The sequence below is a fragment of the Actinopolymorpha alba DSM 45243 genome, assembly GCF_000373925.1.
Lineage (GTDB): Bacteria > Actinomycetota > Actinomycetes > Propionibacteriales > Actinopolymorphaceae > Actinopolymorpha > Actinopolymorpha alba.
This window is the reverse complement of sequence record NZ_KB892707.1, coordinates 329,446-355,871: the sequence shown is the minus strand read 5'-3', so window position 1 is coordinate 355,871 and position 26,426 is coordinate 329,446. Positions and strand designations below refer to the sequence as shown.

Genomic DNA, 26,426 nt, shown 5'->3' with positions numbered 1-26,426 from the left:
TCAGGGCCGGAGACTTCCGGGTCGAGGGCCGGGATTGCCGGAACGGCCCAGGCCAGCCGCGCGCCACGGATGCAATCCTCGCCGCCCGCACCGTGCCACCACCATCCGGCGATGTACTCATTCCCGCCTAGGTATTTCCCCGATCCTGGCCCGGGCAGAACATCCCAGTCACCTGACCTCGACGCGGCGCGGGCAGCTCAGCGCCCGACCAGCGTCATAGGCGACACTGGCTCCTGCGGGCGCGCGACGACGCCCGGGGGGAGGTCGGTAATGGAGCTCCTGCCGCTGGTCTTCACAAGCGGCTGGGCGAGCGGCGTCAACGCGTACGCCACCGTGCTGCTGCTCGGCCTCCTGGGCAGGTACGCCGGCATCGACGGGATACCGGCCGCCCTGGAACGCACAGACGTACTCGTGGTCACCGGGGCGTTGTACGCCCTGGAGTTCGTGACCGACAAGATCCCGTATGTCGACTCCGGCTGGGACGCCATCTCGACGGCGATCCGGCCCACTGTCGGAGCGATCCTCGGCCTGCTCCTCACCGGCGACGCGTCGAGCCTGGACCAGGCCGTCGCCGCGACGTTGGGCGGGACGACGGCGCTGGCCAGCCACGCTGTCAAGGCGAGCCTGCGCCTGGCCGTCAACACCTCGCCAGAACCCGCGAGCAACATCGTCCTGAGCACTGTCGAGGACTTCTCGGTCGCCGGGGCGCTGGCGCTCGCGGTCTTCCAACCGTGGACGGCGTTCGGCATCGTCGCCGTCCTGCTGGGTGGTGGCGGCATCATCGCGGTGGCCCTGACGCGGAGGGTACGCCGGGGCTATCGACGATGGCGGGAACGCCGCCGGGAGGCGCTCGAGCACGTCTGAGCCGCGCGGGTCAGGGCATGCCCTAAGCTCCAGCGGTTGTGGCTCGGATTGTTGTCGTCGGGGGTGGGTTCGCCGGCCTCGCGGCTGCCGCGCGCCTCGCCAAGCTCGGCCACGAGGTCACCCTGTGCGAACGCTCCGCGCAGCTCGGTGGCGTCGTCCGCACGGTGGAGCACGCGGGTTTCCGCTGGGACGCCGGGCCAGCCGCGATGACCCTGCCGGCCACGATCCGCGACCTCTTCCGCAAGTCCGGCCGCCCCCTCGAACGCGTTCTGGACCTGGTCCCGGTCACCGCTCCACGCCGGCACCTGTTCGCGGACGGCAGCGTCCTCGACCTCCCGCTGAGTGGCCGGTCAGACCAGCTGCGGGCGTTCACCGGCGCCGTCGGGGAGGCCGCCGCAAAACGCTGGGAAGGGATGGTCGACGATCTCACTCCGACCTGGGAGCTGCTGCGCACGCGCGTGCTCGAGGTGCCGTACGCCGGACCGCGCGCCCTCGGCCTGTCAGGTCTCCGGCGGCTCGGCGTCGGCCGGTCACTGCGGTCCGCCGCGCACGCCGCGGGCGGGCCGGATCCGAAGGTCCGCGGGATCCTTCAGAGCGTCCTCGAGTACCCCACCCTCGCGGCGGGGTCAGATCCACGCCAAACCCCGGGGTTCGCGGCGGTCCAGGCGTACGTCGAGCGGACGTTCGGGATCTGGACCTGCGCCGGCGGGTTCGCCCCGTTGGTGACGGCTCTGGCTGACCGCCTGGCCGAGCGCCGCGTCGACGTACGCCGCAACGCTGAGGTCACGGCGATCGCTGCCGACGCCGGAACGGTGACGGGCGTACGCCTGCGAGACGGCGTGGAGCTGCCCGCGGATGTCGTGGTGACGGACGTCGACGTCCGCTCGGTGGTGCGGGACCTGCTGGGTACGCCGCCACCCAGGGCGCTTCGCCGCGCCGTCGCTCGCGTGCGTCCCGCGCCGGCATCCCGGATGGTGTGTCTCGGGCTCCGCGACGACGGCGGTGAGCATCAGGACCTTCCGTACGAGACCGTGGTGCACGGTGAGGCACCGGGCGCTCCCGTGGTCGTGAGGACGCCGGACGGTCCCGCGCTGGCACCCGCCGGCCACCGGGCGGTGACGGTGCTAGCCCCTCAGGGTCGACCAGCGGAGGGTCCGGTGGAGGATCCGCTCGACCTCCTCGCCGGGCGTGGGCTGGACCTGCGCGACCAGGTGGTGGCCCGCGTGGAGGTGGAGGTCCCGGCGTACGGCCCGGTCTGGCGCGGAGCGTGGCGGGGTCTCGGTGTGCCTCTCAACCGGTCGCCGATCCGCGGGTTGTTCCTCGCGGGCGGCACCGCGCACCCGGGACCTGGCGTGCCGTACGTCCTGCTCGGCGCCGCCGCCATCGCCCAGGAGATCGGGCCGGCGTAGGACCCGCGGGATCCGTTCACACCACGTTGGCGTAGATCTCGCGAGTGGCCGTCGAGCGGTTGAGGGTGTAGAAGTGCAGGCCCGGTGCGCCGCCGTCGAGCAGCTTCGCGCACAGCTCGGTGGCGACCTCCACGCCGATGGCGCGGACCGCGGCCGGGTCGTCCTCGACCGCGAGGAGCCGCTCGGCGAGGCTGGCAGGGAACTCCGCACCCGACAGGGTCGCGAACCGCTGGATCTGCTTGACGTTGGTCACCGGCATGATGCCCGGAATGATCGGAATCTCACAGCCGTAACGACTGGCCCGTTCGACCAGCGCGAAGTAGTCATCGGCGTTGAAGAAGAACTGCGTGATCGCGAAGTCGGCGCCCGCCGCGGCCTTGCGCGCCAGGAACCTCGCGTCGGCCTCCAGGTCGGTGGCCTCGGGATGTCCCTCGGGGAACGCCGCCACCCCCACGCAGTAGCTCCCCAGCTCGCGGAGCAGCAGCACCAGCTCGTCCGCGTGGTCGAGGCCTTCGGGATGCCGCACCCATGGCTGGCCGAGCCCGCCGTCAGGATCTCCGCGGAGCGCCAGCACGTTATGGACCCCCGCGTCGGCGTACGCCCCGATGACCGAACGCAGCTCGGCGCGCGAATGGCCCACGCAGGTGAGGTGCGCGACGGGCGTCAACGTCGTCTCCGCGGCGATCCGGCCCGTGATGCGGACCGTGCGGTCGCGGGTGGAACCGCCCGCGCCGTACGTCACCGACACGAACGTCGGCCCGAGGGTCTCCAACTCGCGCAGCGCACGCCACAGCTGTTGCTCGCCCTGGTCGTTCTTCGGCGGGAAGAACTCAAAGGAGTACGACCGGTCACCTCCCGCGAGCAGCTCGCGGATCGTGGCCGTGCCAGGACTAGTTGACGGCAGTCCGAGAGCCATGCGCCCAGGCTACTGGTAGCGGATACTGCCCCGTCTAGGCTGGCGCGCGTGCAGGACATGAGGCATACGGACAGCGGCGCCGCCACCGGGCTCGACCTGCCAGGGCTGGCCGGGGTACCCGCGCTGGCCGACCTGGCGGGGCTCGGTGGCCTGCGGGCCCGGGTTGACCAGGCCCTGGAGGAGTTCCTACGCGAGCGGGCCGCCGAACTCCAGTCGATCGACGCCGAGCTCGACACCCAACGCGAGATCATCACCGACTCGGTCGCCGGTGGCAAGCGGCTGCGGCCGGCGTTCTGCTACTGGGGTTGGCGCGGAGCGGGCGGCGACCCCGACGACCCCCGGATCGTCGTCGCGGCGGCGGCTCTCGAGCTGCTCCAGGCCGCGGCGATCGTCCACGACGACCTCATGGACGCGTCTGACACCCGGCGCGGGAAGCCGTCGGTTCACCGGCGGTTCCAGGCGCTGCACGACCAGCGGCGCTGGGAGGGTCCGGCCGAACGCTTCGGGCTCGGCGGTGCGCTGCTCCTCGGTGATTTGTGCCTGTGCTGGGCGGACGAGATGCTCCGGGGATGCGGGCTGCCGGCCGAGCGGTTGCTGCCGGCATTCGGCTACTTCGACCTGATGCGTACCGAAGTGATGGCCGGGCAGTACCTCGACCTGGTGAGCCAGGCATCGGGTACGACGCCGCAGGACCGGGCGATGCGGGTGGTGCGGTTCAAGAGCGCGAAGTACACCGTCGAACGCCCCCTCCACCTGGGCGGGGCCCTGGCCGGGGGCTCGTCTGAGCTGATCTCGGCGTACTCGGCGTACGGCCTGCCGCTCGGCGAGGCGTTCCAGCTGCGGGACGACATCCTCGGCGTCTTCGGCGATCCCACGGTGACCGGCAAGCCCGCCGGCGACGACCTGCGGGAGGGCAAGCGCACGGTGCTGGTCGCCAAGACGCTGGCGGCGGCGACGCCGGCGCAGGCGGAGCGGTTCCGACAACGGTTCGGTGACCGGGCGCTGACGTCCCGAGGCGTCGCCGAGTTGCGGGACATCATCGTCGCCTCGGGTGCGCTGGCCGCCGTCGAACGCCTCATCGTGGACCTCACCGAGCAGGCCGCCGCCGCCCTCGCCCAGGCACCTCTGGCGGACGAGGGCGTGCGGGACGCGTTCGGCGAACTCGCGCAGGCTGCGACGCAGCGCACTGGCTGACCGCGCGGTCCGCCCGGGAATGATCACGTATACGTGGTCATTCCCGGCGGAGATCGCAGCGCCCGGTGACGAAGGCAGGCGTCCTCGGATGCTCGGGGCGGACCTACTCGAAGGTCGGGATGTCGAGCTCAGGACCCAGGCCGGCGACGAGCACCGCGAACGGCCCCCAGCGTTTCTCCGCGGCCCGCTCGCCGAACACCTCAAGCGCCAGTCCGGCCGTCTGCGGGTTCAACTCCGCGAGCGCCGCCCAGCCCTCCCACAGCACCAGCACACCGATCTCGTCGCGGACGTCGCTCAGGCAGTCCGCGAGCGCGTCGAAGGTGCGGCCGAAGTACGCCGGGAACCCGAACGTCGTCGCGATCGCATCGAGCAACCCCGCCTTGTCGACGACCATGGTGGTGTCAAGCTCCACGAACCGCCAGCCGGCGTCCTCGGCCTCGACCCGTAGCTTCTCCGCCCCGGGCGCGACGGGCCACCAGTAGACGCCCGGCGCCCGCTCACCGGCCAGTAGCCGCGCAAGCTCCGGCATGGCCGACTCCTTTCACACGTGCTCAGCAGGAGTGACCTGGCTCAGAAGCCCAGAGCCTGGGCTTGGCGGCGGACCTCCTTGCCGCGGTTCTGGGCGAGCGCGGTGATCGGCGGACAGGCAAGAGCGTCCTCAGCGGTGAAGAACCAGCGCACCGCTTCCTCGGCGTCGTACCCCGCGTCGTGAAGGACCGTGAGGGTGCCGCCGAGACCCTTGAGTACGCGGTTACCAGCCAGGAACGCCGCCGGAACGTGGAGGGCGCCGCGCTCACCATGGGGTACGGCGAGCAGCTCGCCCTCGCGCAGTAGCTGGCGGACCCTGCCCACGCTGACCTCGAGCCGGTCGGCCACCTCCGGCAGCGTCAACCACTCGGGAACCAGCGAATCCAGATCGGTGGACATCGTGCGTGTCGTCGGCTCGTCGTTGCTCACCTTGCTGAGCCTGCCACGGATGCCTTCACACTAATCGCGGGGTCCCGCAGGAGTTCGGGGTCGACCGGCGTCCCGGCCTCGGCCAGCCGGCGGCCCTGGACGAAGTCCCGAGGCTGGTCGACGACGAGCAGACTCAAGATCCGGCCGTCCGGCGCCAACCAGAACGCCGCCCAACCGGAGTCCGTGTCCGGGTCCCCCCGCCACACCAGGTTGCCGCCGGCGGCGGGGATCCCGGCGTACTGCACCATGTGGCCGAACTGCTCACTCCAGACGTACGGCACCGGGTCGTAGGTCTCGGCGCCGCCCAGAGCGTTCGCGGCCGCGACCACCGGTGCCCGCAGCGCGTCGTCCCAGTGCTCGCCGCGGATCCGGGTGGAGTACCGCGGCGACCATCGGGCAGCGGCGTCCCCGACGGCGAGGACGCCAGGCAGGCTCGTCCGCAGGTCGGCACCAACCAGGACTCCCCGATCGACCTCCAGGCCTGAGCCGTCGAGCCAACCGGTCGCCGGGCGTACGCCGACGCCGACCACCACCACGTCCGCGCGGAGCGTCGTCCCGCCGGCGAGTTCGACGCCGTCAGGGCGGACCACGCCGACCCGCTGCCCGCACAGCAGGTCGATCCCGGCCTCGGCGTACCACGGCGCGAGCCGCTGACCCACCTCGGAGGGCAGCGCGTGAGCGACGGGCGTCGCCGCCTGCTCGACGACCGTCACCCGCGCACCGTGCCGGGCCGCGGCCGTCGCCACCTCCGCGCCGATCCACCCGGCGCCCACGATGACCACCGTGGCACCGGGACGCAGCACGCTCCGCAGCGCGAACGCGTCGTCGCGAGTCCGCAGGTAGTGCGCCCCCTCGCCGGGAAGCCGGATGGGTTCGGATCCGGTCGCGATCACCAGCCCGTCGTACGCGAGGTCGCCGTCGTCCGTCTCGACCACACCGTCGCGGAGCCCCGTGGCCCGCGTTCCCAGGCGAAGGTCGACCTTCAGGCTCGCCGGATCGAGAGGCAGCGCCGAATCGTCTGCCGTACCGAGCAGGATCGCCTTCGACAGGGGCGGCCGGTCGTACGGCGGATGCCGCTCAGCGCCGACGAGGATGAGTTCGCCGGAGTACCCCTGCTCCCGGAGTGCTGTGACCGTCCGGAGTCCAGCCAGTCCTGCTCCCACCACCACGACACGCTCCACGTCCTGAACCCTATTCAAAACCTCTCGCACCGACAGATCGCGGCATCGTGACGTGGTCATTTGGACCCTCTACGACGGTCTACGGTGATGGTCCATGACGGTCGACCACTCGATCCTCGTCGGCGAGGCGTACGCCGACAACTCCCGCCTGGCAGACCGGATCTCCATCTACGCCTGGCAGCAACCTCGCATTGACATCGTGGACCTGGCCCTGCGAAGGCTGGGCACGGTGAACGGCCCGGTGCTCGACGTCGGCTGGGGCACCGGCAGCTACACCAACCGGCTGCGCGCCACGCGACCGGAGCTGCGGGTGGTTCCCGTCGACCTGTCGGCTGGGATGGGTCCTGAGGTGGTGGGTGAGGTCGACCGGCTGCCGTTCGCCGACGGTTCGGCCGGGGCCGCGCTGGCGATGCACATGCTCTACCTCGCCACCGAGCCGCGGACGGCGCTCCGGGAGCTGCGGCGGGTGCTCCGCCCCGGCGGCCGCCTCCTGGCCAGCACCAACGGGCGGGTGGCGAGCCGGGAGCTGGCCGATCTGTGGGACACGGCGCTGCGCGACCTCGGCGTGGTTGACCCGCCGCCCTATCCCAACCCTGGCCGGCGGTTCCTGCTCGAGGGCGGCGTCGAGCTGGTCCGCGAGGTCTTCGGCGCCTGTGAGGTCGACGAGTACCACTCCGAGATCGTCGTACCCGACGCCACGCCCGTGGTCGCGTACGTCAACAGCTGCCGGGCCGAGCAGGCGCGTCACCTACCGGACGGCGTGACCTGGGCCAGCTACCTCGCCGCCGTCGAGGGCGGGATCCGAGCGGAGGTCGCGCGTACGGGCGCATTCCGTCTCACCGGTCACGTGGGAGTCATCGCTGCGACGTCATGAGCGAGCGAGGCAATGGCGGGGTAGGAGGGTTCTGACGACGATCCGGCTCCGTCGTCAGACCGAGCGTGAGTGGTGACCGGTTGAATCGGCGCGGCCTCCTTAGCGCTCTGACCTCGTGTCCTTACACTCATCTCGTCCGAATCAACACCTGAGCGAGGCTCCTCCGTGGATGTGACCGTCAGTGACCCCATGGTTGGTCGCCTGCTCGACGGCAGGTACCACGTGGGCCGCCGCGTCGCCCGCGGTGGGATGGCGACGGTCTACGAAGCCGTCGACACCCGTCTCGACCGCACGGTCGCCGTCAAGGTTCTCCACGCCGGCCTCGTCGACGACGCCGATTTCGTCCGGCGGTTCCAGCGCGAGGCCCGCTCGGCGGCGCGGTTGTCACATCCAAACGTCGTGGCGGTCTTCGACCAGGGCGAGGACGACGGCACGCCGTACCTCACGATGGAGTACGTCGCCGGCCGCACCCTCCGCCAGGAGCTCCACAGCGAGGGGCACTTCAGCCCGGCACGGGCTCTGGAGATCCTCGACCAGATCCTGCAGGCACTCGCCATCGCGCACGAGGCCGACCTGGTCCACCGCGACGTCAAGCCGGAGAACGTCCTGCTCGGCGACGACGGTTCGGTCAAGGTCGCCGACTTCGGGCTGGCGCGAGCCGTCTCCGCGGCCACCACCACAGCCACCCAGGGTCTGCTGATCGGCACCGTCTCCTACCTCGCGCCCGAGCAGGTCACCCACGGCACGGCCGACGCCCGGGCGGACGTCTACGCGGCCGGCATCGTCCTCTACGAGATGCTCGTCGGCGCCAAGCCACACGAGGGCGACTCCCCCATCCAGGTCGCCTACAAGCACGTGAACGAAGACGTGCCGGCACCGTCTGAGTCCGTTCCCGACATCCCGGCGTACGTCGACGGCCTCGTCCTGAGCGCCACCGCCCGTGACCCGCACGTGCGCCCCGCCGACGCGCGAGTGTTCCTCCAGCATCTCCGGCGGGCCCGCACCGCGCTGACCGAGGGGGTCGACGATCCCGAGCTGACCCAGGACCTCACGATGTTCCGGCAGCAGGCCGGGCCGCGGGCCGAACACACCCTGGTCGCTCCGATGGAGCTGCTGAGAGAGGACCCCACCGAGCAGACGCCCGCGACCGGCACGCCCCTCGACCCGAACGCCGGCCTCGACGACGGGCTGGGTCCGGGCCCGCGGCCGGTGCAGCCGTGGTGGCGGCGCACACCGTTCGTCGTCGCGGTGGTCGTGCTACTCGCGGCCGCGGCCGGTGGCGGCGCCTGGCTCGGCGGGTTCGGTCCGTTCACCACCGTGCCCTCCGTTGTGAACGTCGCGGAGGGCGCGCTCGCCAAGGTCGGCGGGCCGGCCGGCGTGCGCTTCGTCGTCGCGGGACAGGCGTACAACGACACGATCGGCAAGGGCCGCGCGGTGCGGAGCGATCCGGCCTCCGGCACCCGCACCTTCCGCGGCAGCACCGTCAAGGTGATCCTCTCCCGCGGCCCGGAACTCCACCCGGCGCCGACACTGGCCGGGCTGACCGAGGAGCGGGCCCGGCAGCTCATCGAGGACGCGAACCTGACCGTGGGCACGGCCGAGCAGGCCTTCAGCGACACCGTCGGATCCGGCCGGGTGATCTCCTCGACTCCAGTACCCGGCACGGCGCTTCGCCGGAAGACCCCGGTGTCCCTGGTCGTCAGCAAGGGACGCGAGCCGGTCGCCATTCCCTCCGTCATCGGCCAGCCAGCAGACCAGGCCAAGGCCGCACTCGAGCAGCTCAACCTGAAGGTCACGACCTCTGAGGTCTTCTCAGACACAGTGCCGCCGGGTGCTGTCGTGAACCAAAATCCCGGGCAGGGCAACGGCTACCGCGGCGACACGGTGGCTCTGGAGGTGTCGAAGGGGCCGGAGTTCGTGCCGGTGCCGAGCGTGCAGAGCTTCGGCGAGGAGGACGCCAAGAAGGCGCTCACCGACGCGGGCTTCCAGGTCGAGGTCCGGCAGAACCAGTACTACGTGGGCCTCCACTACGTCGTCAACCAGACACCGGGCGGCGGTGAACGCGCGCGGGTTGGGTCGACGATCGTGATCGAGGTGGTCTGACCCGGCCGGCCGGGCGTCTGAGAAGCTGTGCCGGTGTCGCCGACCCGCCTGAGTCCCATTGGTTGTCACGTCCCCGTCTCCGGCGGGCTCGCCAAGGGAGCGTTCCGGGTAGCCCGCGATCTTGGCGCCGAAACCCTCCAGGTCTTCGTCGGCAACCCGCGCGGATGGGCCCAGGCGCAGGGCGACCCCACCCAGGACCAGCTCTTCCGGACGCTCTGCGAGGAGGCCGGCGTCCCGGCGTTCGTCCACACGCCGTACCTCGTCAACCTCGGATCCCCCACCGAGGAGACAGTGCAACGTTCGGTTGACACCATCGCCCACAACCTCACCCGCGCGGCGGCGATCGGCGCGCGCGGCGTGGTGGTCCACACCGGGTCGTGTGTGTCGGATGGTGCGTACGAACAGGCAATGAAGCAGATCCGCGAACGCCTGCTCCCCCTGCTCGACCGGCTCCCGGAAGACGGCCCGGCCCTGCTCCTCGAACCCACCGCGGGTCAGGGGCGCTCGCTGTGCGCCGGCATCGAGGATCTGCCCGGCTACCTCGACGCTCTCGACCGCCATCCCAGGCTCGGTATCTGTCTCGACACCTGCCACGTCTTCGCCGCCGGCGCACCGCTCGACCGTCGCGGCGGCATGACCCGGACGCTCCAGCAACTCGTCGAACTCGCCGGTCCGGGCCGGCTGCGACTCGTCCACGGCAACGACTCCAAGGACCCGCGGGGAAGCTTCCGCGACCGCCACGAACGAATCGGGCAGGGCCACATCGGCGAAGCCGCCTTCCGGGCGATGGTCCGCCACCCGGCGATGCGGGGCGTACCAGTCATTCTCGAGACACCGGGTGGCCAGGATGCCTGGCGAGAGGACATCGCCCTGCTCAAGAAGCTGAGGAAGCGGTGACCGGCCGTACGCCGGACCGCTCGGCGGTGGGTCAGGATGCCGGATCCATCAAGGCGGTGGCCGGGCCGGTCCACGGGGGCGGGCGTGGGTCGACGCTCGCGGTCCTCGGGCTGCTCGGTGTCACCGCGGCGTGGGGTTCGACGTTCTTTCTCATCAAGGACCTCGTCACGCGAGTGCCGGTGCCCGACTTCCTCGCCGTGCGGTTCGCGGTGGCGGCGGTGGTCCTCGTACTCATCGCGCCCAGGACGGTGGTCCGGCTGAGCCCGACGGCACGGCGTCGGGGCATGGTGCTCGGGCTGGTGTACGGGCTCGCGCAGATCCTTCAGACGGAAGGCCTCGCCCACACGGCGGCGTCGGTCTCGGGGTTCGTCACCGGGATGTACGTCGTACTCACGCCCGTACTCGCCGGGGTTCTCCTGCGGCACCGGATTGGCCGGGCGACCTGGTTCGCGGTGGCGCTGGCCACAGCGGGACTGGCGGTGCTGGCGCTGCGTGGCTTCGCGTTCGGGTACGGCGAGGTCCTCACCCTGCTCTCCGCCGCTTTGTACGCGTTGCACATCGTGGGTCTCGGCGCCTGGACGAATCCGCGCGACGCGTTCGGACTGTCGGTGGTCCAGATGGCGGTGATCGCCGTTGTCTGCGGGATCGCCGCCGTACCCGGTGGAATCACCCTGCCCGACAGCGGTGGCGACTGGCTGGCGCTGCTCTACATGGCACTCATCGCGGGCGCGTTCGCGCTCGTCACGCAGACCTGGGCGCAGGCGCACCTCACACCCACCCGGGCGGCCGTCATCATGTGCATGGAGCCCGTCTGGGCCACGGCGTTCGCCCTCGTCTTCGGCGGTGAGTCGGTGACGATCCGGATGCTGGCGGGAGGCGCCCTGATCCTGGCCGCGATGTACACCGCCGAACTCGCCCCGCGCCGCCGACTCGATAACGAGTCGCCACACCTGCCCGTGTAGGGTCAGCCCGGAATTTCCACTCAACGTTCCGTAGCAGCTACTGTCAGTTTTGGGACTTGAAAAGTCTCACATCCACCGACATCCTCTGATTCAACGATGTAGGCGAGGGGGAGCCGCCGCGATCGGCCGATCGCGGTGGCTTCCCTTCTCTTTTGTACGGGCTAGAAGGGTCAAACCCATGCGCGTTGCCGAGCAGGTCCCTGGCACGCGCACTCGTTCTCGTGGCCTTTTCTGGACACGTTCCCAGCAATGGCGCCTGGCAACGTGTCCATACCCGTCCATCATGTCCCAGGAAAGTGACATCTCCGTCCGGAGGATGCGCGCCAGTAGCGCCATCATCAGCTCACCGGAGGTACGAGATTGACTGCGACAACCGAGGCGACCGGTGCACGCCGCACGGCGCCCAGCAGGCCGCGGACCGCATGGAGTCCGCGAGAAAAGTCCAACCTAACCAAGGGGCTCCTCTTCATCAGCCCCTGGATCGTTGGCACGCTCGCCTTCGTCGTCTTCCCCATCATCTACTCGGTGGCCATCAGCCTGACGAAGTACAGCGGCATGCAGTCACCACAGTGGCTCGGGCTCGGCAACTACACCCGGATGTTCAAGGACCCGGTGATGTGGACGTCGATCTACAACACGCTGTTCTATTCGGGCTGGGCGGTTCCGATTGGCCTCATCGTCGCGCTCCTGCTCGCGCTGGCGATGAACCGCAACGTCCGGGAAGTGGCGTTCTATCGCACCGCCCTCTACATTCCCTCCCTCGCGCCGATTTTCGCGCTCTCCTTCATCTTCATCGTGCTGGTGAACCCCGGAACCGGCATCGCCAACCAGATCATCAGCCTCTTTGGTGGTGAACAACGGGACTTCCTGGGAGAGCCCACGACGGCCAAGCTGGTCATCGTGGCCATGGCACAGTTGGGCGCCGGCAATGCCGCACTCATCTTCCTTGCCGGTCTCAACAACATCCCGCAGACGCTTTACGAGGCCGCCCGGATCGATGGCGCGAGCGCGTTCCAGTCATTCACCCGCATCACGCTTCCGTTGCTCACGCCCGCGATTTTGTTCAACCTCATCACTGGAATCAGCGGGGGCCTCCAGGTATTCACCCAGGCCTACATCATGACCAGGGGTGGACCGAACAACGGAACGTTGTTCTACATGCTCTATCTCTATCGGAACGCGTTCAGCTACGCCAACCTCGGCTATGCCTCCGCGCTCGCGATTCTGCTCTTCCTCGCCGGCGTCGTCCTGGCCTTGCTCGTGTATCAGGTATCGAGACGTTTCGTGAATTACGAAATCTCCGCCTGACATTCGCGAACTCGACCAGGATCCAGAATCGAGGCCACATCATGACCACGCACACAGAGGTGCCAGTATCAGGCCAGCGAGGTGCTGGCCCGGTGGCGACCCGCCGGGAAGGGCAGGCACGCAAACTCTGGGACAAGATCGCTGTTCGCATCTTCCTGGTGGCGATGTCGGCGATCTTCCTGCTCCCGCTCTACTGGATGTTCGCCACGTCGCTGAAATCCAACGAGGAACTCGGCATCACTCCTCCGACGCTCATTCCTGAGAGTTGGAAGTGGAGTAACTACGTCGACGCGTTCCAGGCGTTCCCGTTCGCGACGTACTTCGGGAACTCCTTCCTCATCACGATCCTCAGCGTCATCGGCTCGGTAATCTCCAACGTCATCGTCGCCTACGGCTTCTCCTGCATCGAATGGCGCGGGCGGGACAAGGTTTTCTACCTCGTCCTGGCGACGTTGTTCATCCCGTTCCCGATCGCCATCATCCCGACCTTCGACCTGTTCGCCTGGCTCGGGTGGATCAACACCTACCTTCCGCTGGTCGTTCCGCACTTCCTGGCCAGCGCGTTCTTCATCTTCCTGCTCCGGCAGTTCCTGCTGCAGGTTCCTCGCGAGCACCTCGATGCCGCCCGCATCGACGGCGCGAACGAGTGGCAGATCCTCTGGCGGGTTGTGTTCCCGATGGCGCGGCCGGCGGTCGCCGCCGTCGCCATCTTCACCGCCGTCGGATCGTGGAACGACTTCCTCGGACCACTCCTCTATCTCCAGGACGAGACCAAACAGACGCTGGCGATCGGCATCCAGTCCTTCCGCACCAGCCATGACATTCAGTTCAACCTGTTGATGGCGGCATCGTTGATGATCTTGCTTCCCCTCCTGATCCTCTTCTTCGCCGCACAGAAGTACTTCATCCGTGGCATCACGTTGGGAAGCTTCAAGTGAGTCGCCGGGCGCAGGTGAGAGGACTTCGATACATGGGATCGCGCATCAGTCGCACGCGCAGGCTTGGTCTCACGACGCTGGTCATCCTCCTGATGGCGATGGCCGCCGGTGCCTGCACGAGTCAACGGCCAGACAACCAACTCCTCGTCTGGACGTCCCTGGGCGGCGAGATCGAGTTGAAGGCACAGAACCGCATCATCGCTGCCTTCGAGAAGGACAACCCCGGCGTCAAGGTCCAACTGGTCCCGAAGTCGGGGCAGTTCACCGGCGACGCCACGGCGCTCATCGCCGCCGTGCGCGGCAAGACCCCGCCAAACGTCTACATCATCGACCGCTTCACGACGGCGCAGCAGGCCTCGGTGGGGCTCTTCGAAAACCTCCAGCCGCGAGTGGACGCGGACGGAGAGAACCTGACGGACAAGTACCTCCCGTTCGCGGCCGGAGAGGCGTCGTACAACGGCGATCTGTACGCCCTGCCGTTCGACACCGATGCGCGCGGACTCCTCTACAACAAGACCGTGCTGCGAGACGCCGGCGTCGACCCGGCCGTGCTCGACCCGAGCAACGGCCCACCCACGATCGACGAACTTCTGGAAATCGGCAAGAAGATCGACCAGAAGGACAAGCGAGGCAATTACACCCGGATGGGCATCATCCCCTGGGATGGCCAGGCGTTCCACGCGACCTGGGCGCTTATCAACCACGCCGAGTGGTTCGACGACAAGACCTGTGAGGTCACCTTCACCAGCCCCGGCTGGGAGAAGAGCATGAACGACTTCGCGACGTGGTCGAAGGAACTCGGCTACCGGCGGGTCCAGACCTTCCTCGCGACGTACCGTCCCCCGAACCAACCGCCTCAGCAGTCGCCGTTCTACACCGGAAAGATCGGCATGGCGATCGACGGTAACTGGTCGCTCCAGAGCATCCGCGACTACGCACCAAAGCTCGACTACGGCGTGACGTACCTTCCCGTTCCCAAGGAGGGCGACCCGCCGATGAGCTGGGCCGGTGGCTTCGCGCTCACCATGCCGAAGGGGGCGCCGAACCAGGAGCTGACGTGGAAGTTCATGAAGTTCATGGCCGGCGAACAAGGGCAGCGGCTCTACATCGAGGGCCAGAGCAAGCTTCCGACCTGGAAGTCCCTGCTTGATGACCAGGAGCTCACGAAGAACCAAGGCATCTTCCCGAGCATGCTGAAAGACACGCTCAGCCGGCCGGCGCTCCCGGTCGGTGCGCAGGTCTCGGACGCCATGGACGCCGCGCAGTCAGGCGTACTCCTCGGCGAGATCACTCCCGACGAGGCGTTGCAACAGGTCCAGAACCGCGTCGGCCCGCAGATGAAGCAGTTCTGTCCGTTCACACTTTCGGAGCCGAAGGGCTGACCGCAGGAGGGTTTTGTGAGTCGGGGGCACCCTTGGCCAATAGAGCCGGACAAGGGTGCCCCCGACCCCAACCCCAAGCCCCAAGCCTCAGGACCCCCGCCCCGCAGCGTTCCGGCATCTGAGATCATGGATTTCGTGCAGAGTCGGCGCGGGGAGTCAGACGTGTCGACCAGCGGTCCCTCACACATCGACGCCCGGCATGGACTCCCGCCCGGGCAGCGCTGGGCCACCGACTGGAAGGTCCTCCACTACGGCCCGGTCCCCCGCGTGACCGACCCCAGCACCTGGGAGCTACGAGTCGGTGGCGCGACGGCATCCGGCCAGGAGCACCTACTCACCCTGGCCACCCTCCAGTCCCTGCCGCAGGTGAGCGTACGCGGCGACCTGCACTGCGTCAGCGGCTTCAGCGTTCCCGACCTCGCCTGGGAGGGGATCCCGGCGGGTGCGCTCCTCCAGCTTGTTCCTCCGCGCGAGGACGTCAGCTGGGTGCTCGCCTGCGCGCAGTACGGCTACTCCGCCAACCTCACCCTCGCCGACTTCCGCTCCGAGGGCACGCTCCTCGCCACCCGCGTCGGCGGCCAGCCACTGCCACCGGAACGCGGCGGACCACTCCGGCTCGTCGCGCCCCATCTGTTCGCCTGGAAGGGCCCGAAGTGGCTTCGTTCCATCGAGTACCTCACCGAGGAACGCCGGGGCTTCTGGGAGGAGCGGGGCTACCACAACACCGGCGACCCGTGGTCCGGCCAGCGGTACTCCTACCAGGAGGACGGCTGAGAGGTCACGACCTCTAAGGCCCACGTGAGAGGCCGGTCGCCGGTTTCCCGCGTAGTAATCCCCGCACCCTCACCCGCAAGTGCACGCAAGCTGGCCTTGCGGCGTCCGGATCTCGGACGGGTAGGCGTCCACGAGCTGGTCAGCGGATACGCTCAGCTCCTCGCCGGCCCGGAGGCTCGCCGGCGAGGATCGGAGGCGCGCCTCGCCATGGTGGTTGTCATGAATCCTGGCGCTCCCCAGGACCAGATAGAAGCGGTGGTCGCGCGGATCGAGTCCGTGGGCAGCCAGGCGTTCGTCAGTCATGGTGTGCTGCGCACCATCATCGGCATCGTCGGAGACACCCAACGCTGCTACGAGCTCAACCTGCCCGCCATGCCCGGCGTCTCCACCATCCTGCGGGTCTCCGCGCCGTACAAACTGGTCAGCAGCCAGGCCCACGCCGAACGCTCGGTGATTCATATCGGGCCTCCTGGGCACCGCATCCCGATCGGCCCTGACACCTTCACCCTCATCGCGGGTCCGGCCGCGGTCGAGAGCGCCGAACAGGCCCACAGCGCGGCCCGGCTGGCGGCCGCCGCGGGTGCCCGTGTCCTGCGCGGTGGTGCGTACAAACCGCGGATGTTCCCGCTGTCGTTCCAGGGCATGGGTGAGGACGGACTCAAGATCCTCGCCGACGTCCGCGAGGCAACCGGCCTGCTCATCCTCACCGAGGCCATGAGCCCGGCCGATGTCACGCTGGTCGCGTCGTACGCCGACATGCTGCAGATCGGCGCGGCCAACATGCAGAACTACCCACTCCTCGACAGTGTGGCCGGCACGGGCAAGCCCGTCCTGCTCAAGCGCGGGATGCAGGCCACCATCGAGGAGTGGCTGATGGCGGCGGAGTACCTCACGCAGCGGGGCAACCCCCACGTCGTCCTCTGCGAACGCGGCATCCGTACGTTCGAGACGGCGACCAGCTCCACCCTCGACATCTCGGCGATCCCGCTCGTGCAGCAGCTGTCACACCTGCCGGTGATCGCCGACCCGTCCCAGGCGTGCGGCCGCCGCGACCTCGTGGTGCCCCTCGCCCGGGCGGCGATCGCGGCCGGCGCCGACGGCCTCCTGATCAACGTCCATCCCGATCCTGAGAACGCGGTCGTCGACGGTCAACACTCCCTTGCGGGCTCTGAGTTGCGCGAACTCGCCTCCGCCGTACGCCAGCTACCCCCGCTGCTCGGTCGCCGTCCGGCCGAACCCCTCAGCTGACGGCGACGCCGCCCACCCTGCTTGAGGGCTGGGGTGTCAGCTGGTGAGCGCCCGGGCGAGCACTTCGGCGGCGTGCGCACAGGCAGCCTGGTCGACGTCGAGGTGCGTGACGAGCCGTAGCGTGGTCGGGCCAAGTACCGAGATGAGTACGCCGTCCTGCCGGGCCCGCGCCGCCACCTCACCCGCCGTCGGACCAGTCGCCGGCAGGTTGAGCACGACGATGTTGGTCTCCACGGCCGCGGGGTCGACGCTGCCGGGCACCGCGTCGGCCAGCCGGCGCGCGAGGTCCCTCGCGTTCGTGTGGTCGTCGGCCAACCGGTCGAGGTGGTGATCCAACGCATAGAGCCCGGCCGCCGCCAGCACTCCCGCCTGCCGCCAGCCGCCGCCGAGTCGCTTCCGCCAGATCCTGGCCTCCGCCATCTGCTCGGCGGTGCCGGCCACCACCGAGCCGACCGGCGCGCCGAGCGCCTTGGACAGGCAGACCGACACGGTGTCGGCGAGCGCGGCGTACTCCCCCACCGGGATCCCCGCCGCGACGCTGGCGTTCCACAGCCGGGCACCGTCGAGATGAACGCCGACTCCGACCGCGCCAGTGACCTCGCGCAGCTTGCGGAGTCCTTCGTACGGCTGGATGCTGCCGCCACCGAAGTTGTGGGTGTTCTCCACCGAGACGGCCGCGGTCGACACGAAGTACGGTCCGGCGTCCGGCACCAGCATCGCCTGCACGGCGTCCAGGTCGAGCAGGCCACGGGGGTGGGCCCAGGTGCGGCTGGTGACACCGAAGATCGCGGCGTGGGCGCCGAGTTCGGCCCGCGCGATGTGCGCCCGAGCCTCGCAGAGCACCTCCTTGCCGGGCGGGACGAGGGCCCGGACCGCCAGCAGATTGGCCATCGAGCCGGTGACCGTGAAGACCGCCGCCTCCTTGCCGAGCAGCGCGGCGACGCGTTCCTCCAGCGCGTGGCAGGTGGGGTCCTCGTCGTAAACGTCGTCGCCGACGTCGGCACAAGCCATCGCGGCCCGCATCCCGTCGGTCGGCCGGGTCACGGTGTCGCTGCGGAGATCGATCGGGGGGTCGTGCGGGGTCTCGGTCACACCTGACACGCTAGCCGGCCCTGGCTCCGTCCGGCATCCGCCTATTCTGGTGGGATTGCCCCTGATCGCGACGGAAGCAGGCCCGGGAGCGGAGGTGTGATGGAGTTCCGGCTTCTCGGGCCGGTCGAGGTCTGGTCAGCGGACGGACGGATCGACATCGGTCCGGCCAAGCAGCGCTGCGTGCTCGCGGCGCTCGCCGTCACACCCGGACACCCCCTGCCCATCGAGGTCCTCGTGGAGCGGGTCTGGGGGGACTCCTCGCCCAAGGAAGTTCGTCGCGCCCTCTACAGCTACCTCACCCGACTCCGCCGGGCGCTCGGACCCGAGGTGACGGTGCTCCGCAAGCCGGGCGGCTATGCCCTGACCGCCACACCGGAGCAGGTCGATCTCGTCCGCTTCCGTCAGTCCCTCACCGAGGCACACACCCTCGTCAGGACTGACGCCCGGGGCGCGGCCCGGCTGCTGCGTTCAACACTCGGCCTCTGGCGCGGCAGTCCCCTCGCCGACCTGCCCGGGGAGTGGGTGGCGCGGACCCGCGACAACCTCCGCCAGCAGCGCCTCGCGGCGCTCACCGAACTCGGTGAGCTCGAGCTCCGGCTTGGCCGGCACGCCGAACTCATCGACGACCTACGGGACTGGCTGGACGAGAATCCCCTGTCCGAGCCCTTGATCGGCCAGCTCCTGCGGGCGCTAAGCACCGTGGGCCGGCGCGCCGAGGCGCTGGACCTGTACGCCCGCACCCGCGACCACCTCGGCGAGGAGCTCGGCACCGAACCCGGACCCGAGCTCCAGCGTCTCCACCAGCGCATCCTTCGCCGCGACCCCACGTTGGAGGTGCCCATCTCCGCCGTCGCCGGCCTCCGGGCCGGTGGTTCGGCCGCGTCCTCCCAGCCCGAACTCCCCCGCCAGCTCCCACGCCTGCCCGCGACCTTCGTCGGGCGCGGGCCCGAGCTCGCCGACGCCCAGAAGGCCCTCTTCAGCGCCACCGCGACCGTCGCGGTCTACGGACCTGGTGGGATCGGGAAGTCGACGCTCGCGCTGGTCGCCGCGCACGGCGTTCGCAGCCAGTTTCCGGACGGACAGCTGTACGTCGACCTGCAGGGCGCGAGTCCGGGCCTCTCACCACTGGAGCCGCTCGACGTACTAAGCAGGTTCCTGCGGGCGCTCCGCGTGGACGGCAGCGCCATCCCGTCCGATGTCGACGAGGCGGCCGCGTTGTTCCGGACGATCACCGCCGAACTCAAGCTGCTGGTCCTTCTCGACAACGCCGCCGGCGTCAGCCAGGTCCGCCCACTCCTCCCGACCGGCACCAGGTCCGCTGCCCTCATCACCAGCCGTAGCCCCCTCACGACCCTCGACGACGCCGTCCACATCGGCCTCACCACCCTCCCGCCGGAGGAGTCCGCGGTGGTCCTCAGCCGGCTCGACATCTCGGGCCGCTGCGCCGCCGCGCCCGAGGAGACTGCCCGGCTCGCCGAACTCTGCGGCCACCTCCCACTCGCACTCCGCATCACGGCCGCGCGGATGCTCGCCCGTCCCGACTGGCCGATCCGGACGTTCGTCGAACGCCTCACCGACCGTCAACGTCGCCTTGACGAACTCGGTCACCACGATCTGACTGTCCGGGCCTGCCTCGACGTCACCTACCGCGCCCTCCACGACAGTGAGATCCAGCTCGATCAGGAGGCCGCACGCGCCTTCGGTCTCCTCGCCCTCCCCGACGGACCAGACCTCAGCGTGCCTGTCGCGGCCCGCCTCCTCGACCGCGACGAACCCACCACCGAGACCATCCTCGACCGGCTCCTGGACGCTCAACTCCTCGAGAGCCGTACGCCCGGCCGTCACCGGATGCACGACCTCACCCGCGACTACGCGCGGGAGGTGGCCGCCCGCGCGGGTTCTGAGGCGTACAACAACGCCGCGCTCGATCGCGCCTGGCGTATCTGGCTCGGCACCTCGGCGCGGGCCGCGCAGCTGATCAGAACCACGCCGCGCAACTCCGGCCTGAACACCATGGGCGCCCTGCCGCTCTCCGACCGGGCCACCGCCATCGCCTGGACCGCGGACGAGTACGCCAACCTCCTCGCGCTAGCCCGGCAGGCCGCCTCGTCCCCCGACGACGGCCGCGCGGCCGTGGCGATGGAGGTCGCCCACGCGCTCGAGTCATTCCAGTCCCACAAGTCGCAGTGGACCGATGGGGAACTCCTGTGTGAGCAGGCCCTCCAGGTCGCGCGCCGGCTGGATGACCCGCAGGCCAAGGCCGACTTCGCCGAGGCCATCGCGCTGGCGATCGCCCGGCAAGGCCGCCTTGACGAGGCGGTCGAGGAGTACCACCAGGCGCTCGCGTCGTACCGCGCGATCGGTGACCGGCACGGTGAGGGTGTGACGCTGACGAACCTGTCAGAGGTGCTGTGGCGGCGGGGAGAATTCGCGACCGCGACCGCGTCGCTCCTGGACGGACTCGCGCTCAGCAGGGAGACCGGTGACCGTTACGCCGAGGCGATCGCACTCGCCCACCTCGGTACCACCCACGCGCGACTCGGTCGTTCCGCGGACGCCATCAACGCACTCCAGGAGGCACTCGAACTCGCGCAGGCGAACGGCGACCAGGTGGGCCAGGCCGTCATCCTCACCAACTTCGCCGAGGCCTACCTGATCGCCGACGACCCGGCTCGGGCCGCGCCGCTCGCCGCGGAGTCGCTCGCGCTCCACCGCACGCTCGGCAACCGTCGCGGTGAAGCCATCGCGTTGTCCATGCTCGGAAACACCCACCTGGGCTCGGGCCGCTACGCCGAGGCCGTCGGCCAACTCCGAGCCGCCCTCACCATCGCCGAGCGGATCGAGATGCGGCAGCGCACGGTGTCCCTGCACGCCGAACTCGCGCACGCGCTTCGGCTGTCGGGCCAGCTTTCCCTGGCCCTGCGACACTGCGAGACCGGCCTCAACCTCTGTCAGGGGGCGACCTTTCCGTTCGAGGCGGCGTACGTGTCCTGGCGGTTGGGCGAGACGCTCCGCGACGTGGGCCAGACCGAGCGCGCCCGGGAGTTCCTGCGGGAAGCGTACGAACAGTTCCGCGAGCTGGGCGTGGGTGAGGCGCAGCAGGTGTACACCCTCCTGGAGAACAACGGTGACACGTAGGGAGTTAAGGCCCGAATGGGCCTCACACGACAGCGCAGCGACCAGGAGAACCGTGCGTCGACTGCGGTACGCGAGCAATCATCCGGGCCGGGCGAGGCACACCGCATCGCCGCCCCGTGGTCGGCACTGCGGTGGCCTATGCCCGTTGGCCAGCCCTGCGTAAAGACATCCAGTGATCTCACGACCGGACGTGACGCAGTTTGGTCGGCGGCGGCTCCACTGCGGTGCCACCCCCCGGTCGGCACCGCAGTGGGTACCGCCGGCCGCCAATGTGGTCACTCCGGACGTTCCTCGACCGTGCGACGGGCGAGTCTCGAACTGGAACGCCTTACCAGAGGCTTCGTAGAACGCCGTCGGCTCGAGCCGCATCGCACTACGACGACGGCCGCAAACCGTACGGACGGCTGCGCACCATGGGAGAGATTGCCCGACCGACGTAGTCGCCGACCTTGAATTTTTCTTGAACCGGCGAACGTGACTAGCGAGCGCTCAGCATTTCTGCGACGAGGAACGCGAGCTCGAGGGACTGAGCCCGGTTGAGCCGCGGATCGCAGACGGTTTCGTACCGGTGGACGAGGTCTGCTTCGGCCAACTCGTGCCCACCGCCGAGGCATTCGGTCACCTCGTCACCGGTGAGCTCGACGTGGAGACCGCCCGGCACCGTGCCGAGGGCGCGATGGACCTCGAAGAAGCCCTCGACCTCATCCAGCACGTCGTCGAACCGCCGCGTCTTGTAGCCGCTCGGCGTCTCGAAGGTGTTGCCGTGCATCGGGTCGCACACCCAGGCCACGCTCGCCCCACTGGCGGTGACCTTCTCGACCAGGTGCGGCAGCGCGTCACGGATCTTGCCCGCGCCCATCCGGGTGATGAACGTCAGCCGGCCCGGCTCCCGCTCGGGGTCGAGGACGTCGATCAACGCGAGCGCGTCCTCCGGCGTCGTGGTCGGACCGAGCTTCACACCGATCGGGTTGCGGACATGACGGGCGAACTCCACGTGCGCCCCGTCGAGCTGCCGCGTCCGCTCACCGATCCAGAGGAAGTGACCCGAGGTGTCGTACGGCGTACCGGTGCGGGAGTCGATCCGGGTGAGTGCTTCTTCGTAGTCGAGCAGCAACGCCTCGTGGCTCGCGTAGAAGTCGACCGAGTGGAACTCCGCGGGGTCCGCGCCGCACGCGTGCATGAACGAGATCGCGCGGTCGATGTCACGCGCCATGCGTTCGTAGCGCTCCCCGACGGGGCTGTCGCGGACGAAGTCGGTGTTCCAGGCGTGGACCTGGCGCAGATCGGCCTCACCGCCGATCACGAACGCCCGGGCGAGGTTGAGCGTCGCCGCGGACGAGTGATACATCCGGACCAGCCGGTCAGGGTCGGGGACGCGGGCCTCCGGGGTGAACTCGAAGCCGTTGACAGCGTCGCCGCGGTACGCCGGAAGCTCCACACCCTCGCGGGTCTCCGTGGGCTTCGACCGTGGTTTGGCGTACTGACCGGCGATCCGGCCGACCTTCACGACCGGCACGCTGCCCGCGTACGTCAGCACGACCGCCATCTGCAGGATCGTGCGGAGTTTGTTGCGCAGCGCGTCAGCACCGACGCCGTTGAACGTCTCGGCGCAGTCGCCACCCTGCAGGAAGAACGCCCTGCCGGTCGCGACATCGGCGATCCGTGCCTTCAGGGCGTCGCACTCGCCGGCGAAGACGAGTGGCGGAAATGTCCGGAGCTGCGCGGAGGCGGCATCGACGGCGGCTTGATCGGGCCATTCCGGCTGCTGGGCGGCCGGACGGGCTCGCCAGGCGCTGAGAGAATTCACGCCCACGAGGGTAAGGCACGCCCTCCGCGCGCCGCGCGAGCCGTCAGGTCGGCCATGCTCCCCCGCACTCCGTCCCGCGCCGTGATCATGAGCGTGATCATGAAGGCTGACCGGTCATATAACCCCGTTCGGCTTCATGATCACAATCATGATCACCGGGTTGGTCAGCCGAAGAGGACGCCGGCCTCGGCGTACAGCTCGGGAGTCACGACCTTCAGCTCGCGGGTCGCTTCGGCGAGCGGCGCCCGCACGATGTCGGTGCCCCGCAGCGCGACCATCTTGCCGAAGTCACCGTCGTGAACGGCCTCGATGGCGTGCAGGCCGAACCTCGTCGCGAGCCACCGGTCGAACGCCGTGGGCGTGCCGCCCCGCTGGGTGTGCCCGAGGACGACCGCACGGGCTTCTTTGCCGGTGCGCTTCTCGAGTTCCTGCGCCACCATGTCGCCGATGCCACCAAGGCGGACGTGGCCGAACGCGTCCAGCTCCTCGCTGTGCAGGGCGTGCGTGCCCTCCTTGGGCGTCGCGCCCTCGGCGACCACGATGATCGGCGAGTAGTTGGTGCGGAACCGGCTCTCGACGTGCTCGACGACCTTCTCCATGTCGAACGGCACCTCGGGGATGAGGATGACGTTCGCGCCGCCGGCGAGGCCGGAGTGGAGCGCGATCCAGCCCGCGTGCCGTCCCATCACCTCGACCACGACGATCCGGTGGTGGGACTCCGCGGTCGTGTGCAGCCGGTCGATCGCCTCGGTGGCGATGTTGACCGCGGTGTCGAAGCCGAACGTGAAGTCGGTGGCGCCGAGGTCGTTGTCGATCGTCTTGGGTACGCCGACCACGTTGACGTCGAGCTCGGACAGCTTCGTCGCCACGCCGAGCGTGTCCTCACCGCCGATGGCGACGAGGGCGTCGACGCCATTCGCGGCCAGGTTTTCCTTGACGCGTTCGACGCCACCCTCGATCTTGAACGGGTTGGTCCGCGAGGATCCGAGGATGGTGCCGCCGCGCGGGAGGATCCCCCGGACCTGCGGGATGCCGAGCTCGCAGGTGACGTTCTCCAGCGGCCCCTTCCAGCCGTCGCGGAAGCCGAGGAACTCATAGCCGTACTCCGCGACACCCTTGCGGACCACGGCGCGGATGACGGCGTTCAGGCCTGGGCAGTCACCACCGCCGGTGAGCACTCCAACGCGCATTGACAGTCCTTTCACAAGACCGCAAGAACAGGTCGTTGTCGAGCCTAGTCGCGGTGCTGTCCACCCACCCGGCGGGGCCAGGGCGCCACGCCGGGAGTGTCAGCATCCGTGCGTGACGCCGAAGCACCACACTGGTCGCCGCGATGGCGACGGGGCCGGATCCGGACATATCACGGTGCATGACGGACATGCCCGGAGGCGCCCGTGTCTCCAGCGTCGTCGTCGGAACCGTCCAGGCCGGACTCCAGCGCGTACCTCACCAACTCGACGCGGTTGTGCAACTGCAACTTGCGGAGGGTGTTCTGGACGTGGTTCTGGATGGTGCGGTGCGAGAGCACCAGGCGCTCGGCGATGTCCTTGTAGCTCAGTCCCTTCGCGACCAGCCGGAGCACCTCGGTCTCGCGCTCCGTGAGCTGGGGCGCGACCGGCTCGGCAACCCGCGACGCTCCCGACAGGCGCCGGAACTCCCCCAGCACGAGTCCGGCGAGCCCCGGCGTAAAGACGGCGTCACCCTCGGCGGTACGGCGTACGGCGTCGACGAACTCCTCCCGGGAGGCCGACTTCACCAGGTAGCCGGCAGCACCCGCCTTGACCGCGGCGAGGACATCCGACTGCTCACCGCTCGCGGAAAGGATCAGGACCCGGACACCGGAGTCGGCCTCGACCAGCCGGCGCGTCACCTCGACCCCGCCGAGCACCGGAATCTGCAGGTCGAGCACGACGACCTCGGGCCGGACCGCCTCCGCCCGCCGCAGCGCCTCGTCACCGGCACCCGCCTCGGCCACGACGTCGAACCCCGCCTGGTCGAGGTCACGCACGACGGCCGCTCGCCACATCGGGTGGTCGTCGACAACCATCACGCGGATCATGGCAACGACCTTACGCACCCTGGCGGGTGCCTCGTCAACGTCGTACTCGAGCCCACGAGACGCCCGGGCCGCGCCCCAGCGCGGATCCTCAGGAGCGAGTCGGGTCAGGAACGGGGAACGCGGAGCTCCCATTCGGTGCCCTTGCCCGGCGCGCTGGTGAGCGTGGCAGTGCCACCGAGTTCGTGGAGCCGACCGCGGATCGACCGGCTCACGCCCATCCGCCCGTCGGCTTCGGCCTCGCCCAGGCGGCCGTCGGGGATGCCGGGACCGTCATCCCGGACGCTGATCACGACGCCGCCGCCGTCGTCCTCGAGCAGGAGGTAGATCCGTGCGGCGGGAGCGTGCTGGCGCACGTTGTCGAGGGCGGCGCCGACCGCGGCGAGGAGTTCTCCGGCGGCTCCGGCGGCAAGGAACACCGGCTCGGCGGGGGCCGCGACGGAGATTCCGGCCGCGCCCAGGCCGGCGAGCCCCCGACCGAGGTCGACCTGACCGTCGGAGCGGCCTTCGAGAGTTCCGGGCTGCCCGCGGATGAGCGCGCGGAGGCGTTCCTCCTGCTCCGCGGCCGCTGCCGCGAGCGCTGCGGCGTCACCCCCGATCTCGGTACCTCGCCGCTGGACGTACGTCAGCACCTGCAGGACCCCGTCGTGAACGACCCGGGCCAGGCGCTCCCGCTCAGCCGTCCGGGCGGCGAGCTCGGTGGCGCGGGCCCGCTCAGCCGCGGCCTCGCGTATCAACTGCGAGGTGTATCCGACGACCGCACTGGCCAACAGCAGGAGAAACAGGTTGCCGACCGTCGTGGCGTTGAACACCGCGCGGGTGGCGAGGTCGGCTGGTACGACGGCGAGGCCGGCCGCGACACCACCGGCCCACCCGGCGTGGATCGCCCACGCGAGCACGGCCGCGGTGATCCAGTACGTAGGAACGGTGAAGTCGTGGCGAGCCAGCATCTCGTCGCTGAGGACGTACGGCGTGGTCAGCAACGCACCGATGGCGATGGCGAGGTCCGCCGTCAGGACCGGCCACCGGCGCCGGCGGGGAGCGTCATAGAGCCAGGTGGCGATCAGGGTCCACGCCGAGATCACGGTGAGGATCAGCCACCCGGTCAGAGGGTGGTCGAACTCCTGCCAGCGGAGCAGATTGACGACGAGTGCCTGCGCGAGGAGTACGAACCGCAGGACCGCCAGCGCCTTCCAGAGCGAACCGGTCGAGTCTGGGACTCCCGGGGCAGCCAGCTCACCGCCCGGCCGGGGCAGCTGGTCCTGGTCGGGTGGGGGTACTACTGGCCGGAACGCGTCCGAGACGCCCGACCCAGGCTCTGACACG

General features: G+C 69.5%; 22 protein-coding genes. 13 read left to right on the top strand and 9 right to left on the bottom strand.

Going from position 1 to position 26,426, the window contains the following annotated elements:
• The first annotated feature begins 270 nt into the window (after positions 1-270).
• The gene (locus B141_RS0101580) at positions 271-864 is read left to right on the top strand and encodes a DUF4126 domain-containing protein (RefSeq protein ID WP_020573413.1); all 594 of its coding nucleotides are present in this window, start codon (positions 271-273) and stop codon (positions 862-864) included.
• Positions 865-902: 38 nt separating this feature from the next.
• Entirely contained in the window at positions 903-2,273 is a 1,371-nt protein-coding gene (locus B141_RS0101575; RefSeq protein ID WP_020573412.1) for a phytoene desaturase family protein, read from the top strand.
• 16 nt (positions 2,274-2,289) lie between these two features.
• Here B141_RS0101575 and metF read toward each other — a convergent pair whose 3' ends face one another.
• Positions 2,290-3,189 carry a methylenetetrahydrofolate reductase [NAD(P)H] gene (metF, locus tag B141_RS0101570; RefSeq protein WP_020573411.1) on the bottom strand — a complete coding sequence of 300 codons (900 nt, stop codon included), beginning with the start codon at positions 3,187-3,189 and terminating at the stop codon, positions 2,290-2,292.
• Between the two features lie 57 nt (positions 3,190-3,246).
• Between metF and B141_RS0101565 the strand changes: the two genes are divergently transcribed.
• Positions 3,247-4,383: a polyprenyl synthetase family protein gene (locus B141_RS0101565; protein WP_020573410.1), complete on the top strand. Its 1,137-nt coding sequence runs from the start codon at positions 3,247-3,249 to the stop codon at positions 4,381-4,383.
• 103 nt (positions 4,384-4,486) lie between these two features.
• On the opposite strand, the gene B141_RS45200 is transcribed toward B141_RS0101565, so the two are convergent.
• The 3 genes from B141_RS45200 to B141_RS0101550 are packed head-to-tail and all read right to left on the bottom strand — an operon-like array spanning position 4,487 to position 6,521.
• Positions 4,487-4,912, bottom strand: coding sequence for a barstar family protein (locus B141_RS45200; RefSeq protein WP_020573409.1), 426 nt, complete (start codon positions 4,910-4,912; stop codon positions 4,487-4,489).
• 41 nt (positions 4,913-4,953) lie between these two features.
• Entirely contained in the window at positions 4,954-5,340 is a 387-nt protein-coding gene (locus B141_RS0101555; RefSeq protein ID WP_020573408.1) for an Rv2175c family DNA-binding protein, read from the bottom strand.
• Positions 5,337-6,521 (bottom strand): NAD(P)/FAD-dependent oxidoreductase, encoded by a 1,185-nt coding sequence (locus tag B141_RS0101550; protein ID WP_026256806.1) that lies wholly within the window; start codon positions 6,519-6,521, stop codon positions 5,337-5,339. Before B141_RS0101550 ends, B141_RS0101555 begins: the two co-directional genes overlap by 4 nt.
• A 94-nt stretch (positions 6,522-6,615) precedes the next feature.
• Between B141_RS0101550 and B141_RS0101545 the strand changes: the two genes are divergently transcribed.
• The 9 genes from B141_RS0101545 (at position 6,616) to aroF (ending at position 17,007) form a co-directional block, all read left to right on the top strand.
• Positions 6,616-7,395: a class I SAM-dependent methyltransferase gene (locus B141_RS0101545; protein ID WP_020573406.1), complete on the top strand. Its 780-nt coding sequence runs from the start codon at positions 6,616-6,618 to the stop codon at positions 7,393-7,395.
• A gap of 165 nt (positions 7,396-7,560) precedes the next feature.
• On the top strand, positions 7,561-9,498 hold the full coding sequence (gene pknB, locus B141_RS0101540) for a Stk1 family PASTA domain-containing Ser/Thr kinase (protein WP_020573405.1): 1,938 nt from the start codon (positions 7,561-7,563) through the stop codon (positions 9,496-9,498).
• 33 nt (positions 9,499-9,531) lie between these two features.
• Positions 9,532-10,395 (top strand): deoxyribonuclease IV, encoded by an 864-nt coding sequence (locus B141_RS0101535; RefSeq protein ID WP_026256805.1) that lies wholly within the window; start codon positions 9,532-9,534, stop codon positions 10,393-10,395.
• A complete protein-coding gene (locus B141_RS0101530) occupies positions 10,392-11,357 on the top strand; it encodes a DMT family transporter (RefSeq protein ID WP_020573403.1) in 966 nt (321 codons plus the stop codon). The genes B141_RS0101535 and B141_RS0101530 overlap by 4 nt, the downstream gene beginning before the upstream one ends.
• 360 nt (positions 11,358-11,717) lie before the next feature.
• Complete coding sequence (locus B141_RS0101525) at positions 11,718-12,665, top strand: carbohydrate ABC transporter permease (protein ID WP_020573402.1); 948 nt, start codon at positions 11,718-11,720, stop codon at positions 12,663-12,665.
• 41 nt (positions 12,666-12,706) lie between these two features.
• Entirely contained in the window at positions 12,707-13,603 is an 897-nt protein-coding gene (locus B141_RS0101520) for a carbohydrate ABC transporter permease (protein ID WP_084678038.1), read from the top strand.
• Between the two features lie 32 nt (positions 13,604-13,635).
• Positions 13,636-14,985, top strand: coding sequence for an ABC transporter substrate-binding protein (locus tag B141_RS0101515; protein ID WP_020573400.1), 1,350 nt, complete (start codon positions 13,636-13,638; stop codon positions 14,983-14,985).
• A gap of 126 nt (positions 14,986-15,111) precedes the next feature.
• Positions 15,112-15,759, top strand: a complete 648-nt coding sequence (locus B141_RS0101510) for a molybdopterin-dependent oxidoreductase (RefSeq protein WP_020573399.1) — start codon at positions 15,112-15,114, stop codon at positions 15,757-15,759.
• Positions 15,760-15,978: 219 nt separating this feature from the next.
• Positions 15,979-17,007, top strand: a complete 1,029-nt coding sequence (aroF, locus tag B141_RS0101505) for a 3-deoxy-7-phosphoheptulonate synthase (protein ID WP_237742591.1) — start codon at positions 15,979-15,981, stop codon at positions 17,005-17,007.
• A gap of 36 nt (positions 17,008-17,043) precedes the next feature.
• Here aroF and B141_RS0101500 read toward each other — a convergent pair whose 3' ends face one another.
• A complete protein-coding gene (locus tag B141_RS0101500; protein WP_020573397.1) occupies positions 17,044-18,099 on the bottom strand; it encodes a threonine aldolase family protein in 1,056 nt (351 codons plus the stop codon).
• Positions 18,100-18,198: 99 nt separating this feature from the next.
• On the opposite strand from B141_RS0101500, the gene B141_RS38400 reads away from it, so the two are divergent.
• The gene (locus B141_RS38400) at positions 18,199-21,237 is read left to right on the top strand and encodes an AfsR/SARP family transcriptional regulator (RefSeq protein WP_020573396.1); all 3,039 of its coding nucleotides are present in this window, start codon (positions 18,199-18,201) and stop codon (positions 21,235-21,237) included.
• Between the two features lie 478 nt (positions 21,238-21,715).
• On the opposite strand, the gene B141_RS0101490 is transcribed toward B141_RS38400, so the two are convergent.
• The 4 genes from B141_RS0101490 to macS all read right to left on the bottom strand — a co-directional run bounded on the left by B141_RS0101490 (position 21,716) and on the right by macS (position 26,425).
• Positions 21,716-23,050, bottom strand: a complete 1,335-nt coding sequence (locus B141_RS0101490; protein ID WP_020573395.1) for a class II 3-deoxy-7-phosphoheptulonate synthase — start codon at positions 23,048-23,050, stop codon at positions 21,716-21,718.
• A 158-nt stretch (positions 23,051-23,208) separates the two neighbouring features.
• On the bottom strand, positions 23,209-24,234 hold the full coding sequence (locus tag B141_RS0101485) for a 6-phosphofructokinase (protein WP_020573394.1): 1,026 nt from the start codon (positions 24,232-24,234) through the stop codon (positions 23,209-23,211).
• Between the two features lie 170 nt (positions 24,235-24,404).
• Positions 24,405-25,103, bottom strand: a complete 699-nt coding sequence (locus B141_RS38395; protein WP_020573393.1) for a response regulator — start codon at positions 25,101-25,103, stop codon at positions 24,405-24,407.
• 104 nt (positions 25,104-25,207) lie between these two features.
• Positions 25,208-26,425 carry a MacS family sensor histidine kinase gene (gene macS / locus B141_RS0101475; protein WP_020573392.1) on the bottom strand — a complete coding sequence of 406 codons (1,218 nt, stop codon included), beginning with the start codon at positions 26,423-26,425 and terminating at the stop codon, positions 25,208-25,210.
• Position 26,426 lies beyond the last annotated feature (1 nt).